Origin of the sequence: Winogradskyella aurantia, assembly GCF_002266855.1 — a bacterium.
GTDB lineage: Bacteria > Bacteroidota > Bacteroidia > Flavobacteriales > Flavobacteriaceae > Winogradskyella > Winogradskyella aurantia.
Window position 1 is genome coordinate 119939 of record NZ_NGJN01000003.1, and the last position, 17296, is coordinate 137234.

The window sequence follows — 17296 nt, forward strand, 5'->3', positions numbered from 1 at the left end:
CTGCTCATAATACTGAAATCACTTTAAAGAAATTATAACAATAGTACTATTCATTATCTTGATGCTTAGCATAATTCCGCCATTTTTCAATACATTGAGTCATATCTTTTGGCACTTCAACCTCAAACCTTAGAAATTCTTTAGATGTTGGGTGTTCAAACCCTAAAGTTTTGGCGTGTAAGGCTTGTCGAGGCAATACTTTAAAGCAATTGTCTACAAACTGTTTATATTTTGTAAAGGTGGTTCCCTTAAGAATGGCATCGCCACCATAACGCTCATCATTAAATAAGGTGTGGCCAATATGCTTCATGTGTACTCTTATTTGATGTGTTCGGCCAGTCTCGAGTTTACAGCTTACTAGGGTGACATAACCAAATCGTTCAAGCACCTTGTAATGGGTTACTGCTGGTTTGCCTTTAAAAATCTCCTCTTCTTCAAAAACGGTATTCTGCAGTCTATTTTTGGGATGTCTACCAATATGGCCTTCAATCACACCTTCATCCTCTTCCACATTGCCCCACACCAGTGCCACATATTCCCGCTCGGATGTTTTTTCAGCAAATTGATTGGAAAGGTAGTTCATGGCGTGTTCTGTCTTTGCAACAACTAATAATCCGGAAGTATCCTTATCTATGCGATGTACCAAGCCAGGTCTATTGCTAGAATTGTTAGGCAGATTCTCAAAATGATAAATTAAGGCGTTGATAAGCGTACCAGAATAGTTGCCGTGTCCCGGATGTACAACCATCCCGGCAGGTTTGTTCACCACCACTAAATCATCATCCTCATAGACAATAGCTAATGGTATGTCTTCAGCAACCAACAATTGCTGATACGACGGATGCTCAAAAGTTACCGAAATAACATCATTCGGCTTTACCTTATAATTGGCTTTAACCGCCTCGCCATTAACTAAAACACCATTGTCCTTTGCAGCTGTTTGCAGCTTACTTCGTGTTATATTCTCAATGTGATTAAGAAGGTATTTATCAATGCGCAAGGGCTTTTGTCCTTTATCTACTTTAAAGGAAAAATGTTCATAACGATCATCATTATCTTCAGAAATTATGGCCATATAGCGTAACGCACTTTTTATAATTTGCCATTACCGATGACCAAATCAATTTTTGACGTCAAAGGCAATAGGGTCCCGGGCTCTAGAGGTTTTCCTTTGTATGACATTGATATCACACCTTCACCTATGGCGTCTCTGTAGCTTATAGTACCTATTTTAAACTCCAGCGCCTCCAATTGAGGCTTTGCTTGTCTAAACGTGCGTTTTAACACATCAGGGACGGCTACTTTGCGATAGCCAGACGGGTTTAGAATAAGATATATTTTCCTATCCTCCTTTACTTTAGAACCCGCTCGTGGCGTTTGCTCTATCACACTATATTTTGGATAATTAGGATTGTAATTAGCAGAATCTTGAATCTGCATCGTTAAATCATGGTCATTTAACTCAATTTCAACCGTTTCTATAGACTTACCTTTTAAATCTGGCACAATAACAAACTCATTGTGGTTTGTTGTGGAATCTAACCATTTTAAAATAAAAAAGCACAATACCCCAAGAGCAACAAGGGCTATTCCGAGATGTTTAAAAAAAACTTTACTGGTGAGAAACTTAATTAGACTCATATAGCTAAAATCACAGACAAAACTAATAAAATATATAACGCAATAAAATTTATATACGTATGGCTACACGATTTAGTTTATGAAAATAAATGATACTTTTACATTACAGCTATTTAACTATTAGAATGAAAAAAAATATAGCCATTATAATGGGTGGATATTCAAGTGAATATAAAATTTCCCTCAAGAGCGGCAATGTGGTCTATGAGTCTTTAGATAAGAAAAAGTACAATGCCTATCGTATCCTTATTTTTAAGGACAAATGGACTTATGTAAATGAAATGGAAGAAGAATTTCCTATTGACAAAAATGATTTTTCTGCTCTTGTAAATGACCAGAGGATTCATTTTGACTGCGTTTTTAACGCTATTCATGGATCGCCGGGAGAAGATGGTTTTATGCAGGGCTATTTTGAATTAATTGGACTGCCTCAAACGAGTTGCGCAATGTATCAAGCTGCCTTAACTTTTAATAAGCGCGACTTACTTGCTACCTTAAAACCCTTTGGCATCAAATCAGCAGAGAGCTTTTACCTTAACCTAAACGATACTATTGACGAAGATGCAATTATTGGAAAAGTAGGTCTACCTTGTTTCGTCAAAGCCAATAAGGCCGGCAGTAGTTTTGGAATTTCCAAAGTATATAAAAAAGAAGATCTAAAGACGGCAATTGAAAAGTCCTTTAAGGAAGATGACCAAATTATTATAGAGGAATTCCTTGATGGTGTGGAAGTTTCTGTCGGAGTTATTAGCTATAAAGGTAAAACTACCGTTCTTCCAATTACTGAAATCGTTTCTGAAAATGATTTTTTTGATTACGAAGCGAAATACAATGGTCAATCCCAAGAAATTACTCCGGCCCGAATTCCCAAAGACTATGAAGACAAAGTGAGACACGAAGCCGCAAAAATTTACGATGCACTTCAAATGACAGGATTTAGTAGAAGTGAATTTATATTTAAAAATGATGAACCATATCTTTTAGAACTAAATACCGTACCAGGACTTACCACAGAAAGTATTTTGCCCCAACAGGCGGCTAAAGCTGGTATTTCCTTAGAGGAATTATTTGATAACGCCATCGAGGAAGCTATGAAAAATTAATAGTTATCTTTGATAATCAAAACATATTCTACAACTGAGATTACATCAAAGCTTATTTTAAATGAAACGCGCACTATTTCCGGGGTCTTTTGATCCAATAACGCTTGGCCATTACGATATCATTAAACGCGGTATAAAATTATTTGATGAAGTGGTAGTCGCTGTCGGCATCAATGCAGACAAAAACTATATGTTCTCCTTAGAGAAACGTATGCATTTTATTGAAGAGGCCTTTAAAAATGAGCCTAAAGTTAAGGTAACAACTTATGAAGGACTAACTGTTGATTATTGCGAAGAAATTAATGCAGAATTTATTTTAAGAGGGTTGCGAAATCCTGCTGATTTTGAATTTGAAAAAGCCATTGCCCATACGAACAGGAAATTATCAAAAATCGAAACTGTTTTTCTTTTAACTGCTGCCAGAACCTCTTATATCTCTTCATCCATTGTGCGAGATGTCATTAGAAATAACGGCGACTATACGGTTTTGGTACCCAAAAGTGTCGTTGCTAATTTCTAATATACTTAACCTCAACCCTGCTGTTGATTCCCTTAATTTTGCAATACCTAAATTTTGACTATTTAAATTTGTGGGTCTTTAGCCCTTTCAAATTCAACAGATGGCAATACATCCCGGAACTGCTCAATATCAGCATTTAGCTTACTCAGAAAAGTTTTATACGAGTGTGAGTTTGGATTAAAAGGGATGTGACTCAACCTTTTTTGGATAGAGTCGACGGTTTCCATGTCATCCATGGTTTTTTCAACAATCCATAAGTCTCTAAAACGTTCCCAAATTATTTGAACAGCAAGGGGATTGGGGTGTATCATATCCGCTTCATAGAATCGATAATCACGTAACTCATCCATCATGAGCTCATAAGATGGAAAATAAAACAGTCCCTTTCTGGGCGAAATAACATTATGCACAGCAGAAATTAAATGGGCCTTACTGCGATTATTCTCAACAAAACCGTCTTTCAAATGTCTCACTGGGGAGACTGTTAAAATAAATGTCGCTTTAGGGTTAACATCTCTAATGAGGCTTATTATAGCTTCCAAAGACTCCTCTATTTGTTCTAAAGAAAGTAATTCCTTTATAAATTCTTTTTGAGAAAATTTATGGCAATTTGCAACAATCGTATCAGTCGCGATATGCCTATAAACCCAGGCAGTGCCTAATGTCAGCACAACATGAGAACAAGACTTTAAGTACTTTTCGGTCGTTTTGAGCTGAAGGTTAAGTCGACTGACTAACTTACCTTCACTTTGATCCCTTAATTTTGAGTGTACTTCAAAACAATACCATATACCATCTTTTTGACGTAACTCCTTTTCAGTGTAATATTCCTTATTTATAGCCCTGGTAATAAGGTTCTCAATAGCCAAGGGGTGGAAGAGAATCCCGAAAGGATTGATCAGGGTGTTGAATTTAAAATAATCAAACTTATGACCAATATTATCGGAAAAACAAGATCCTAAAAGGAGCAATTTAGACTCATAGTCTATAAGATGATGTGGTTGCCTTTTTATGGATATCTTGGTTTGAAGCTTCATTTCTAATGGCAAAATAATGAACTTATGATAAATAGTCTTTCACTGCGTTCAATGCCTTAGCAATACCATCGCTATTTTTTCCACCTGCAGTAGCAAAGAAAGGCTGACCTCCACCTCCTCCTTCAATATATTTTCCAAGCTCTCTAACAATTGTACCAGCATTTAAGTCTCTTTCGTTGACCAACTCCTTTGAAATATAGCAGGTCAGTATGGCCTTACCTCCATTATTAGTTCCAAACAATAGAAATAAATTATTGTACTGACTTCCAAGTTCAAAACACAAATCCTTAATTCCTGTAGGATCCAAATCGATTTTTTTAGCTAAGAATTGAATACCATTCACCTCCGTTAACTCTGTTTTCAATTCTGATTTTAAATTCTTGGCCTTATCCTTTAGCAAAGCTTCTACCTGCTTTTTTAAACTCGTATTTTCATCTTGCAGATTCATTATTGCTTTAACGGGTTCTACAGGATTTTTAAGGGAATTCTTAACTGCTTCAAATTCTTTATCAATACGCTCAAAATAATTACCAACCGCCATATTGGTAATCGCTTCAATTCGCCTTATTCCAGCTGCAATAGCGCTCTCTGATTTAATTTTAAAATACCATATATCTCCGGTATTCTTCACATGCGTACCACCACATAACTCTATAGACTGACCGAACCGTATGGCCCTAACACTATCGCCATATTTTTCTCCAAACAAAGCAATAGCGCCTTCATCCAAAGCTTTTTGCATAGGAATATTGCGCTGTTCCTCTAAGGGTAGATTCTCCCTAATTCTTGAGTTGACAAAATCTTCTATTTCCTGTAACTGATCAGCATTTACCTTTGAAAAATGTGAAAAATCAAAGCGTAAATATTTTGGCTTAACCAAAGATCCCTTTTGCTCTACATGAGGACCCAAAATGGTTCGCAAAGCTTGATGCAAGAGATGGGTAGCCGTGTGATTACTTGCGGACAGACGCCTGTGTTCCCTATTCACAACAGCTTTAAAGGAATCTTCAATATGATTTGGCAAATGCTTAGTAAAATGTATTATAACATTATTCTCCTTTTTTGTGTCAGTTATATAAACCACGTCACCATTAGGTGCTTCTATATAGCCTTTGTCCCCTATTTGTCCTCCTCCTTCCGGATAAAAGGGGGTTAAATTGAACACAAGTTGATATTGGTCACCCTCCTTTTTAGTCACCACCTTGCGGTAGCGTGTTATTTTAACATCTGCAGATAGAACGTCATAACCAACAAACTCTTCATGATCATCATCCTTGATAATTACCCAGTCAGATGTTTCAGATGCTGAAGCAGAACGAGAACGCTCCTTTTGTTTTTGCATTTCTTTTGAGAAGCCCTCTTCATCTACGGTATATCCTCTTTCTCTGGCTATTAACTGGGTTAAGTCCAGCGGAAAACCGTAAGTGTCATAAAGCTCAAATACCTTGTTACCTTCTATTGTTCTGGTCTTGGTATTTTCAATAACCTTATCTAAAAGAAGTAATCCTTGGTCTAAGGTTCTCAAAAAAGACTGCTCTTCTTCTTTTATGACGTTCTCAATGAGACGCTCTTGGGCCCTAAGCTCAGGGAATGCCTCACCCATTTGCCTGCTTAAGGTTGCCACAAGTTTGTAAATAAAGGCTTGCTTTTGATTCAAAAATGTAAATCCATAACGAATGGCACGTCTTAAAATTCGCCTTATCACATATCCTGCACCTGTATTGCTGGGTAACTGACCATCTGCAATAGAAAAAGCTACAGCTCTTAAATGGTCAGCTATAACACGTATGGCAATATCAATCTCCTTTTTATCGCCATAAGATGTGTTTGTTACAGTCTCTATTTCGCGAATAACTGGAGTAAAAACATCCGTATCATAATTAGATTGGACACCCTGTAAAACCATGCAAAGCCGCTCAAATCCCATCCCAGTATCGATATGCTTATTTGGCAAAATTTCTAGAGAACCGTTAGCCTTACGATTATATTGCATAAAGACTAAATTCCATATTTCAACCACTTGCGGATGGTCTTTATTCACGAGTGATTTACCATCAACCTTCAATTTGTCAGCTTCAGACCTTAAATCTACATGAATTTCACTACATGGACCACAAGGTCCTTGATCACCCATTTCCCAAAAATTATCTTTTTTGTTTCCTTTTAGAATCCGGTCTTCATTGATATATCCTTTCCAGATATCATAGGCTTCCTTATCCATGTCCAAACCGTCTTCATCCTTACTTCCTTCAAAAACCGTGACGTACAATATATCTTTATCTATTCCATAAACTTCAGTTAGTAATTCCCATGCCCAGGCAATGGCTTCTTTTTTGAAATAATCACCAAAACTCCAGTTACCGAGCATCTCGAATAACGTATGGTGGTATGTATCATATCCAACCTCCTCTAAATCGTTGTGTTTTCCAGAAACCCTTAAACACTTTTGAGAATCGGCTATCCTATTGCGCTTTGGTTCTGCATTTCCTAAAAAATATTCCTTAAACGGCGCCATCCCAGAATTCACAAACATAAGGGTGGGATCGTTCTTTACAACCATAGGAGCAGAAGGTACGATGAGATGTTCCCTTTCCTTAAAGAAATTTAAAAATTTGCGACGAACCTCTTGAGACTTCATATAACAACTAACTTATTTTCATTCTACATGGCGAAAAATGACGTGAATATCAATTTCTAATTTGTTTTTTAAATTTGTATTAAAAATAATTTTGTACGTTTGGTCGTTAGGCCATAACTTAACGTCAAATATTTCGCTTATTTGCAGCAAAAATAGTATAAATTAAAACATGGGTAAGGTAAAATATTATTACGATCCCGAAACGTTGTCTTACCGCAAGATACAACGCAAGAAAAGAACAACATTTAAATATGCCGCCATGTTTATTTTGGGCTCTGCCTTGTTCGGTTTTTTGTTTGTATTTATTTCAAGCCAATATATTGAGTCTCCCAAGGAACGAGAATTAGCAAGAGAACTGCAAAATATGGAGCTGCAATATAAATTATTAAACAAACGCATGGATGACGCTATTGCTGCCCTTGAGAATGTTGAAGAACGCGACAATGCCATATACCGATTGTATTTTGAGGCTAATCCTATTCCCGAAGAACAACGCCGAGCTGGCTTCGGTGGTATTAACCGTTATAAAAAATTTGAAGGTTATGACAACTCTCAGCTCATTGCCGAAACCAATAAGCGTCTTGATGTTTTGGAAAAAGCCATTGTCATTCAATCCAAATCCTTAGATGAAATCGCTAAACTGGCAGAGGATAAAGAAAAGTTTTTAGAATCCATACCAGCTATCCAACCTGTTAGCAACATGGACCTCACACGTATGGCTTCAGGTTATGGATACAGAACAGATCCTTTTACCAAAGTACGGAAATTCCATTTTGGTATGGATTTCACGGCACCGAGAGGTACACCTATTTACGCAACGGGCAATGGTGTTGTAAAACGTGCGGATAGCAGGTCCACAGGCTACGGGAAGCATATAAGAATAGACCATGGGTATGGTTATGTTTCACTTTATGCGCATTTATACAAATACAATGTAAAAGTAAATCAACGCGTTAAACGTGGCGATTTAATTGGCTTTGTGGGAAGCACCGGGCGCTCTGAGGCACCCCATTTACATTATGAGATATTTAAGGACGACGAACGCATCAACCCAATAAATTTCTACTATGGTAACTTATCGGCAGAAGAATTTGATGTACTTTTAAGAAAAGCATCATTAGAAAACCAATCATTAGATTAGCATGCACATAGAATTACCTGAAAAACGATATTATGGCATTGGAGAAGTTGCCAAAGCATTTAAGGTAAATGCCTCATTGATTCGTTTTTGGGAAAAGGAGTTTGATATTATCAAGCCAAAGAAAAATGCAAAGGGAAACCGAAAGTTTACGCCAGAGGATATTAAAAACCTTAAATTTATATACCATCTCGTAAAAGAACGTGGCTTTACTTTAGAAGGTGCAAAAATCCATTTGAAGGAAGAGAAGAAACAAGCCCTCGATAAATTTGAGATTATTGAAAAACTAGAAGGCATAAAAGCTCAACTTATTAAAATTAAATCACAACTTTAAATCTTATCAATATGAAAAAATGGCTAATTCCGTTAATTGTAGTTGTTGTCATTGGCTTTGGCCTATACCAGTGGGCCGTTGGTTTTAACAATACAGCAGTTGAATATCAAGCAGACGCTAAAACCGCATGGTCCAATGTTGAGAGCTCGTATCAGCGAAGAAATGACCTTATTGGAAATTTAATTAAAACCGTCCAAGGCGCTGCTGATTTTGAACGCACTACCCTTAGAGAGGTTATTGAAGCAAGAGCAAAGGCAACATCAACGACAATAGATGCTGGTAATTTAACGGCTGACAATATTGCGCAGTTCCAACAGGCACAAACGGGCTTGAGCGGTGCCCTTTCTAAATTATTGGTCTCTGTTGAACGTTACCCAGAATTAAGAGCCAACCAAAATTTTCTAGAATTACAAAGTCAATTAGAAGGCACTGAAAACCGCATTAATGTTGCTAGGGACCGCTACAATGAGAACGTCAACATCTATGATAAGCATATCAGCAAATTCCCCGGAACCATACTTGCCGGTTGGTTTGGTTTCGATGAAATGCCAAGATACAAAGCCGATCCTGGAAGCGAAAATGCACCTGATGTTAACTTTGAATTTAACTAAACCTCACCATGTCAAATATTGAAGATTTCCTTACTGAACAAGAAGAAGAGGAAATCATTGATGCCATAAGGGTAGCCGAACTTAAAACCTCAGGTGAAATTCGTGTTCATATTGAAAAAAAATGTGATATGGATGTTTATGAGCATGCCTTAGAGATATTCCATTTTTTAAAAATGGATAATACTAAGGAACAAAACGGTGTGCTGATTTACGTAGCTGTGGATAATAAGGAATTTGTGATCTATGGCGATAAAGGTATTAATGAGGTTGTTGCTCCGGACTTTTGGGATTCCACGAGAGATAAAATCCAATTTCAATTTAAAAAAGGTCACTTTAAACAAGGTTTAATTGATGGTATTGGAGAAGCGGGTAGGGTACTCTCGGCGCACTTTCCATGGATCCACGGTGACAGCGATGAATTGGACAATACCATTTCAAAAGGATGAACAAAACGTTAAATAGTACAACACTGATCTTCTTATGTGCGCTTTTTTTTATGAGCAGCCAAAGGGTTCTAGCACAATTTGACATCCCAAAAAAACCAGAATTTCAAACCAGTGTTTATGACTATATAAACCTTTTCTCGCCTGGAGAAAAAAAACAGTTAGAAGAAAAACTCATTCGCTATTCAGATACCACCTCAACACAAATAGTTGTCGCAGTTATAAGTTCTACCAAAGGTGAATATATAAATTATTTAGGCGCTCAATGGGCTGAATCATGGGGAATCGGTCAAGCCAAGGAGGACAACGGTATTTTTATTCTTTTAGCCAAGGACGACCGAAAAATTGGAATTAGTACCGGTAAGGGTATTGAGTATCTTCTAACAGACGCCTTGAGTAAGCGTATCATTACAAGAGATATTATCCCCTACTTTAAGCAGGGGGATTATGCTGGTGGACTAAATAGAGGCGTTGATGCTATATTTGAAGTCCTCAATGGCGAATACCAAGGGACAAGAAAAACCAGCTCTCAAGGTTTCCCGCTTGAGGTGTTATTTTTTCTTTTCATCATTTTCATAATTCTAATTATTGCCATTTCAAAAAGTCGCGGTGGTGGCGGCAGAAATGGCGGTAATCGCTCAGATAGCAGAAGTCTTTTAGAGGCTATTATCTTAAGCAATATGGGGCGAGGCAGCTATTCACGTCGCTCATCTGGTGGATTCGGAGGTTTCGGAGGAAGCTCTGGAGGAGGCTTCGGTGGTGGTGGCTTTGGCGGAGGATTTGGCGGCGGTAGCTTTGGGGGTGGTGGCGCATCTGGCGGCTGGTAGTTCTAGACTACTTATTTATAAGTTTAAATATTGTGTTCATACCTCAGAACTATTTAATCAAATTATTTCTTCCGCATGTAAACACTAACGGGTACGCCCTTAAAATCAAATCGATCCCTGAGTTGATTCTCTAAAAAGCGTTTGTAAGGTTCTTTGACGTATTGTGGTAAATTGCAGAAAAAGGCAAACTGGGGTTGCGGTGTTGGCAACTGCATAATGTATTTAATTTTTACATATTTCCCCTTATAGGCCGGTGGTGGGTTGTGTTCAATTACTGGAAGTAGAATCTCGTTTAAGACACTCGTCTTAATACGTTTAGTCCTATTTTTATATACCTCAACCGCTGTTTCAATAGCTTTAAAAATCCGTTGTTTATTTAATACAGAAATAAAAATAATGGGCACATCCGTAAATGGTGCAATTTCTTTGCGGATTTGTTTTTCATAGTCTTTGGCTGTTTTATTGTCCTTTTCAACAAGATCCCATTTATTCACTAAAATTACAATCCCTTTCCTGTTCCGCTCCGCAAGCCAAAATATATTCTGTACCTGGCCATCAAACCCCCTAGTGGCATCCATCACGAGCAAACATACATCACAATGTTCTATGGCTCTCACACTTCGCATAACAGAATAGAACTCTAAATCTTCCTTTACCTTAGATTTGCGTCTTATACCTGCTGTATCTACAAGGTTAAACTCAAAGCCAAACCTATTATACTTCGTATCTATGGAATCCCTAGTCGTACCTGCTATATCAGTCACAATATAACGGTCCTCTCCAATTAGAGCGTTTATAAAAGATGATTTACCCGCATTAGGACGTCCTACAACTGCAAAACGAGGTAGCTCTTCTTCTTCAACCTCTTCTTTTTGCGGCAAAGCTTCCACTATGGCGTCCAATAAATCTCCCGTTCCACTTCCGCTGATACTAGCTACGGTATAATAGTCGCCCAAGCCCAACGCATAAAATTCCACAGCATCTTGCGCGCGAGCATTATTATCTACCTTATTGACAACGAGAAAAACTGGTTTTTCCACTCTGCGCAGTAGTTTGGCAACATCTTCATCCATTCCTGTTACGCCTGACTCCACATCTACCATAAAAATTATGGCATCCGCTTCGTCTATAGCCAATTCTACTTGTTTATCAATTTCAGCTTCAAAAACATCATCGCTCCCAACCACATAACCACCAGTGTCAATTAAGGAAAATTCTCTCCCGTTCCAATCGGTTTTCCCATAATGCCTGTCTCTGGTTACGCCACTTACAGCATCGACAATAGCCTCTCGTCTTTTAATCAAGCGATTAAAAAATGTAGACTTACCGACATTTGGTCTTCCAACAATAGCAACAATATTTCCCATAATACATTATTGCCGCAAAGGTAGTATATAATCTTAGAATATATTTAAAAGAAAATATGTAAATTAGAGTATACTTAAGTCCTAATGGCATTACCCAATGAAATCGTTTTGCGACCTAGATTTAAATTTGATATGGATATATCCCATGAGAATTTATTGGACCTATTTGAATCAAAAAAGAAATCGCAAAGTGAATTTATCATTTCCCGTGTGGACGACCATGTTTTTATTAAATTCCCTAAGCATAGCCAACACTTTTGGTCACCACAATTACATCTTGAAATAAACGAAAGCGATAAAAACAAATCTATAGTTTATGGTCTTTTTGGCCCTAATCCTACCGTTTGGACTATGTTTATGTTTTTACACTTCGTAGTGGCAGGATTATTTATAGCTTTTGGTATTTGGGCTTATACTAATGCTACATTGGGAAATTCATACGCACTACAACTTGGAATGACGCTTATGATGGTTGCATTCTGGTTTGTGCTGTATTTTGCAGGTCGCTTAGGGCGCGCCAAGGGAAAACCAGAAATGGAGGCCTTATTTAAATTTATGCGAAAAACTATTTTGTCTGAATAGACGTATATATTTAATAAATACATTGCTTATGAAAAATAATCTCAATGCCATTTTATTTAGTCTAGCCATAGTTACCGCGGCTTATATTCTTGGTAACGCCGTTATTAATAGAAATAATCCTGAAGGAGTGATTTCAGTTACAGGATTAGGCACCACAGATTTTACTTCAGATTTAATCGTTTGGGAAGGGTTTTTCACTACCGAAGCTTACGACTTGAAAAAAGCTTACGACAATTTAAAATCTTCTAAAGACGTTATTGCAGACTATTTAGAGACCAAGGGTGTGGCAAATGAGGAGCTTGTATTTAATGCCGTTACCAGTCAGAAAAATCAAAGAAGTAAATATACAAGCGATGGAAAATATGTCGGCGATGAATTCCTGGGCTATACCTTAACGCAGACCCTAAAAATAGAATCCAAGAATGTTGAGGACATCGAGAGAATATCAAGAGAAATTACCGAGCTTCTGAACAAGGGAATTAATTTTTATTCAAGACCTCCCCGCTATTATTACACGAAATTAGCGGATCTAAAAATAGAAATGATTTCTAAAGCTACAGCCGATGCTTACGCTAGGGCCGAAAAAATCGCCGAAAACTCAGGCTCTAAGCTTGGGGATTTGAAAACCGCAAAAATGGGCATATTTCAAATTACGGGTCAAAATTCAAGTGAAGACTATTCTTGGGGAGGGACATTCAATACCTCTTCAAAAAAGAAAACTGCAAATATCACTATGAAACTCATTTATAAGATTGATTGAGAACATCTAATTTTTATTATACCCAAACCGCTTAAGCTGACGCTGATTACTGCGCCAATTCTTGTTAACTTTTACATACAATTCTAGATGAACCTGTTTTCCAAAGAATTTTTCCAAATCCTTTCTAGCTTCAACACCAACTCTTTTTAGGGCCGCACCTTTATGCCCAATTATGATACCTTTTTGGGTCTCGCGTTCAACCATGATGACGCTGCGCATTCTAATAATCTTTTCCTCTTCAAAAAACTCCTCAGTGTCAACCTCAACAGCATAAGGAATTTCCTTCTTGTAATGCAATAGAATTTTTTCCCTAATAGCCTCATTTACAAAAAACCGTTCTGGTTTGTCCGTGAGTTGATCCTTAGGGTAAAATGGTGGGGATTCAGGTAACAATTCGACTATTCGATTAAAAACATTTTGAATATTAAATCCCTTCAGGGCAGAAATTGGGTAGAATTCAGCATTTGGCACTTTTTGTTGCCATAAAACGGCCTGCTCTTCCAAAAGCTCTTGATTTGAAGTATCAATTTTATTCAGAAGTAACAATACTGGAATTTTGGAACTGGTTATTTTTTTAAAGAATGCTTCATCCTTTAGTTCCTTCTCTCCAATCTCTACCATGTAAACCAACACATCAGCATCTTCAAAAGCTGATTTCACAAAATCCATCATAGATTCTTGAAGTTCATATGCCGGTTTTATAATTCCAGGTGTATCACTTAGTATAGCTTGAAAATTTTCGCCATTAACAATACCTAAAATACGATGCCGCGTTGTTTGGGCCTTGGAAGTTATTATGGATAACTTTTCACCAATAAAGGCATTCATTAATGTAGATTTTCCAACATTAGGATTTCCAATAATATTTACAAAACCCGCTTTGTGCATGTCATTTGATTTTTTACAAAGTTAAGACTAATAATAATGCCAAGTATTGCGAAAATAATCAAACTAAGCTCAAAGACTTTTTATAACTTACAAGACTTTAATTCAAAATCAAAAAGTTATCATGAAGAAATCAGTCGCTTTTCTTATTACCTTCATTTATTTAGGTTCACTATCGGCTCAAATCAGCGGGAAACTCATGCAACATCCAGACGTTTCGAGTACCCACATTACCTTTTCATATGGTGATGATATATGGATAGTCCCTAAATCTGGTGGTATCGCCAATAGGCTAAGCTCGCCGGAAGGTTCAGAAGGCTTTCCTCGGTTTTCACCAACTGGCGAAATGATAGCATATACAGCAAATTACAATGGCAATAATGATGTCTATGTCATTAATGTTAATGGTGGTATCCCTAAACGCCTCACCTATCATGGAATGAATGATCGCGTTTTGGGTTGGACGCCAGACGGACAAGCAGTTCTCTTTGCCTCTTCCAGAGAAAGTGGACGGCAGCGCTTTAGCCAATTCTTTACAGTTCCTGTAAAAGGTGGTGCTCCTGAAAAACTAAAAGTACCATATGGGGAGTACGCTTCATTTTCAAATGATGGGAGTAAACTAGCCTATACAGACCGCTCAAGAGTTGCAAGAAATTGGAAACGTTATCGTGGTGGTACGGCGCCAGATATCTTGATTTTCGACCTAAAAACCTATAAAACAGAAAACATAACCAACAATACAGCTAATGATGAACTGCCCATGTGGGTAGGGGAATCCATTTACTACATGTCTGATGTTGGTTCAAACAAAAGAAATAATTTGTGGAAATATGATATGAACACTAAGGAAAATAGCCAACTAACACAATTCAAAGACTTTGATATTACCTACCCAGCAAGTAGTAATACTGAAATAGTTTTTGAAGCTGGGGGTGACATATATCTGTACAATATCGCCAATAAGACTACTGATAAAATAAATATCAAAATTATTTCCGATCAAAAACAGCGTATTCCTGAGTTAAAAAAAGTGTCAGACTTTATGCAAAACGCCACTGTCAGTCCGGATGGCAACAGAGTGGTTGTTCAGGCCAGAGGTGAGTTGTTTAATCTGCCCGCAACAGAAGGTTTTTTTTCAAATTTAACTAACACTTCTGGCGTTGCAGAGCGTAGTCCAGCTTGGTCTCCCGATGGTAAATATGTAGCCTGTTGGAGCGATGTTGACGGAGAATACCAATTACTATTATACGATATGTCTGGAAATGAAAAACCAAAAAAAATAACCAAGCATAAAAACGGATTCTTCTATACAATTCATTGGTCACCAGACAGTAAAAAAATTGCATATGTAGACCAGGCCATGAACATAACGTTTTTAAATGTTGAGAGCGGTAAGGAAGTTATAGTAGACAAAGGTAAATATATGTTTCATGGAGATTTATCAAATTTTTCTGTGTCTTGGTCCCCTGATAGCAATTTTTTCGCCTATTCAAGGGGTGTGAATAATAGAGTTAGAAGTGCCATTTTTGTATATAACATAGATAAGGGCTTAAAAACCCAGTTAACTTCTGGTTATTATTCTGATAATTTTCCCGCATTTAGTGAAGATGGGAAATACCTGTTTTTTATAACCAGTCGTACGTTTCAACCTGTATATTCAGATATGGATAATACCTTTATCTATCCCAATTCTTCAAATCTTGCGGTGGCTACATTAGCAAAGTCAACAGCATCCTTAATGCCCGTAAAAAACGACAGCGTTGAAATTAAATCAGAAGACGATAAAGCGGATGATAAGGACAAGGACAAAAAAGCCGATGATAAAAAAGAAATAAGCAAAACAACCATAGACTATGATGGTTTTGAAAACCGTATTGAGATGTTGAAGGTGCCCGCTGGAAATTATACTAATTTATCTGCCGTTAAAGGGAAATTGTTGTTTATAAAATTACCTAATTCAGGATCAGAACCAGCTAATTCACCAGCACTACACTATTACGATTTTAAAACTAACGAAGTAAAAATGGTGATGGAAAATGTCTATAATTATATGGTGGCATCCAAGGGTGAAAAGGTTTTACTTATGCAGGGGACAAAACTCGCTGTTGTAACTATTGGTGAAAAACAAAAAATAGACAAAACGGTTCCTGTAGAAGGTATGACCATGACGGTTGTTCCAGAAGACGAATGGCAACAAATCTTCAATGATGTATGGCGTTTTGAGCGCGACTTTTTCTACGATCCAAACATGCACGGTGTTAATTGGGAATTAATGAGAAAACGTTATGGGACCTTAGTTAAACAGGCCAATTCCAGAAATGATGTCAATATTATTATAGGTGATTTAATTGCTGAATTGGATGCTTCGCACACCTATAATGGCGGTGGCGATATTGAGCGTTCTGAGCTTATCAACGTAGGATATTTAGGTGCCGATTTTAAAGTAAATAACGGTGCGTATCAAATTACTGAGATTGTTTCTGGCGCAGAATGGGATGCTGAAGTGCGTTCCCCTTTAACCAAACCCGGTATAGATATTAAAGAAGGTGATTATATTTTAGCCATCAATGGCACACCATTAGATATCCAAAAACCAATCTCGGCAGCGTTACAAGGCTTAGCCGATACAGCTGTTCAATTGTCGGTAAGTAGCACGCCAAACATGAAGGATGCAAAGCATATTATTGTTAAGACTCTTAGTTCTGAAACTCGATTAAGGCACCTCAACTGGGTTGAAGCCAACAGAAAACGTGTCGATGCGGCAACAGATGGCAAAGTAGGTTACATCTATGTTCGAAGCACGGGTGTTGATGGTCAAAATGAATTGGTACGACAATTCTATGCCCAAATGGATAAGGAAGGAATGATTATAGATGAGCGCTTTAATTCCGGGGGACAAATCCCAGACCGATTTATTGAACTTTTAGATCGAAAACCGTTGGCATTTTGGGCCGTAAGAGACGGCAATGATTGGGCCTGGCCACCCGCTGGCAACTTTGGGGCCAAAGTGATGCTAATTAATGGCTTTAGTGGCTCCGGAGGAGATGCATTTCCTGATTACTTTAGAAAACGTGGTTTAGGTCCGTTAATCGGAACACGTACTTGGGGCGGTCTTATTGGTATTTCTGGTGCACCTGAACTTATCGATAATGGCTCAGTAACAGTTCCTACATTTAGAATGTATGACCCTACGGGAGAATGGTTCAAAGAAGGTCATGGTGTTGATCCAGATATTAAAGTGGTTGAAGATTTTGAGAGTTTAGCAAATGGTAAGGATGCACAATTAGAAGCCGGTATTAAGGAAATACTAAATCAAATGAAAACCAATTTTAAAGCACCACAGCGGCCTGCTTATGAAAACAGAAATTAGCAACCATTAGGTTTAAATATTATGAAAGAGCCATTCAAAG

At 37.6% G+C, this 17296-nt stretch carries 16 protein-coding genes; 10 read left to right on the forward strand and 6 right to left on the reverse strand.

Annotated elements, in window-relative coordinates; translation table 11 throughout:
• Positions 1 to 46: 46 nt before the first annotated feature.
• Both CA834_RS06380 and CA834_RS06385 read right to left on the reverse strand, forming a co-directional pair.
• Entirely contained in the window at positions 47 to 1075 is a 1029-nt protein-coding gene (locus CA834_RS06380) for an RluA family pseudouridine synthase (RefSeq protein WP_094967856.1), read from the reverse strand.
• Between the two features lie 17 nt (positions 1076 to 1092).
• Complete coding sequence (locus tag CA834_RS06385) at positions 1093 to 1641, reverse strand: PASTA domain-containing protein (protein WP_094967857.1); 549 nt, start codon at positions 1639 to 1641, stop codon at positions 1093 to 1095.
• A 125-nt stretch (positions 1642 to 1766) separates the two neighbouring features.
• Here CA834_RS06385 and CA834_RS06390 point away from each other — a divergent pair, with 125 nt between their 5' ends.
• Positions 1767 to 2744, forward strand: a complete 978-nt coding sequence (locus tag CA834_RS06390; RefSeq protein WP_094967858.1) for a D-alanine--D-alanine ligase — start codon at positions 1767 to 1769, stop codon at positions 2742 to 2744.
• 61 nt (positions 2745 to 2805) lie between these two features.
• Positions 2806 to 3264, forward strand: a complete 459-nt coding sequence (gene coaD, locus CA834_RS06395; RefSeq protein WP_094967859.1) for a pantetheine-phosphate adenylyltransferase — start codon at positions 2806 to 2808, stop codon at positions 3262 to 3264.
• Between the two features lie 62 nt (positions 3265 to 3326).
• On the opposite strand, the gene CA834_RS06400 is transcribed toward coaD, so the two are convergent.
• A complete protein-coding gene (locus CA834_RS06400) occupies positions 3327 to 4301 on the reverse strand; it encodes a GSCFA domain-containing protein (RefSeq protein ID WP_094967860.1) in 975 nt (324 codons plus the stop codon).
• Between the two features lie 22 nt (positions 4302 to 4323).
• The gene (gene alaS / locus CA834_RS06405; protein WP_094967861.1) at positions 4324 to 6939 is read right to left on the reverse strand and encodes an alanine--tRNA ligase; all 2616 of its coding nucleotides are present in this window, start codon (positions 6937 to 6939) and stop codon (positions 4324 to 4326) included.
• Between the two features lie 169 nt (positions 6940 to 7108).
• Between alaS and CA834_RS06410 the strand changes: the two genes are divergently transcribed.
• The 5 genes from CA834_RS06410 to CA834_RS06430 are packed head-to-tail and all read left to right on the forward strand — an operon-like array spanning position 7109 to position 10292.
• Complete coding sequence (locus CA834_RS06410) at positions 7109 to 8080, forward strand: M23 family metallopeptidase (protein ID WP_094967862.1); 972 nt, start codon at positions 7109 to 7111, stop codon at positions 8078 to 8080.
• 1 nt (position 8081) lies between these two features.
• Positions 8082 to 8411, forward strand: a complete 330-nt coding sequence (locus CA834_RS06415; RefSeq protein ID WP_094967863.1) for a MerR family transcriptional regulator — start codon at positions 8082 to 8084, stop codon at positions 8409 to 8411.
• Between the two features lie 11 nt (positions 8412 to 8422).
• Positions 8423 to 9022, forward strand: a complete 600-nt coding sequence (locus CA834_RS06420) for a LemA family protein (protein WP_094967864.1) — start codon at positions 8423 to 8425, stop codon at positions 9020 to 9022.
• 8 nt (positions 9023 to 9030) lie between these two features.
• Positions 9031 to 9468 (forward strand): TPM domain-containing protein, encoded by a 438-nt coding sequence (locus CA834_RS06425; RefSeq protein ID WP_094967865.1) that lies wholly within the window; start codon positions 9031 to 9033, stop codon positions 9466 to 9468.
• A gap of 50 nt (positions 9469 to 9518) precedes the next feature.
• Complete coding sequence (locus CA834_RS06430) at positions 9519 to 10292, forward strand: TPM domain-containing protein (RefSeq protein ID WP_133085472.1); 774 nt, start codon at positions 9519 to 9521, stop codon at positions 10290 to 10292.
• 62 nt (positions 10293 to 10354) lie between these two features.
• Here CA834_RS06430 and der read toward each other — a convergent pair whose 3' ends face one another.
• Positions 10355 to 11659 (reverse strand): ribosome biogenesis GTPase Der, encoded by a 1305-nt coding sequence (der, locus tag CA834_RS06435; RefSeq protein ID WP_094967867.1) that lies wholly within the window; start codon positions 11657 to 11659, stop codon positions 10355 to 10357.
• Between the two features lie 84 nt (positions 11660 to 11743).
• On the opposite strand from der, the gene CA834_RS06440 reads away from it, so the two are divergent.
• Both CA834_RS06440 and CA834_RS06445 read left to right on the forward strand, forming a co-directional pair.
• Entirely contained in the window at positions 11744 to 12241 is a 498-nt protein-coding gene (locus CA834_RS06440) for a GTP-binding protein (RefSeq protein WP_094967868.1), read from the forward strand.
• Positions 12242 to 12269: 28 nt separating this feature from the next.
• Positions 12270 to 13001 carry an SIMPL domain-containing protein gene (locus CA834_RS06445; protein WP_094967869.1) on the forward strand — a complete coding sequence of 244 codons (732 nt, stop codon included), beginning with the start codon at positions 12270 to 12272 and terminating at the stop codon, positions 12999 to 13001.
• A gap of 6 nt (positions 13002 to 13007) precedes the next feature.
• On the opposite strand, the gene era is transcribed toward CA834_RS06445, so the two are convergent.
• Positions 13008 to 13889, reverse strand: a complete 882-nt coding sequence (era, locus tag CA834_RS06450; RefSeq protein ID WP_094967870.1) for a GTPase Era — start codon at positions 13887 to 13889, stop codon at positions 13008 to 13010.
• 121 nt (positions 13890 to 14010) lie between these two features.
• On the opposite strand from era, the gene CA834_RS06455 reads away from it, so the two are divergent.
• The gene (locus CA834_RS06455; protein ID WP_094967871.1) at positions 14011 to 17256 is read left to right on the forward strand and encodes a S41 family peptidase; all 3246 of its coding nucleotides are present in this window, start codon (positions 14011 to 14013) and stop codon (positions 17254 to 17256) included.
• The last annotated feature ends 40 nt before the right edge of the window (positions 17257 to 17296 follow it).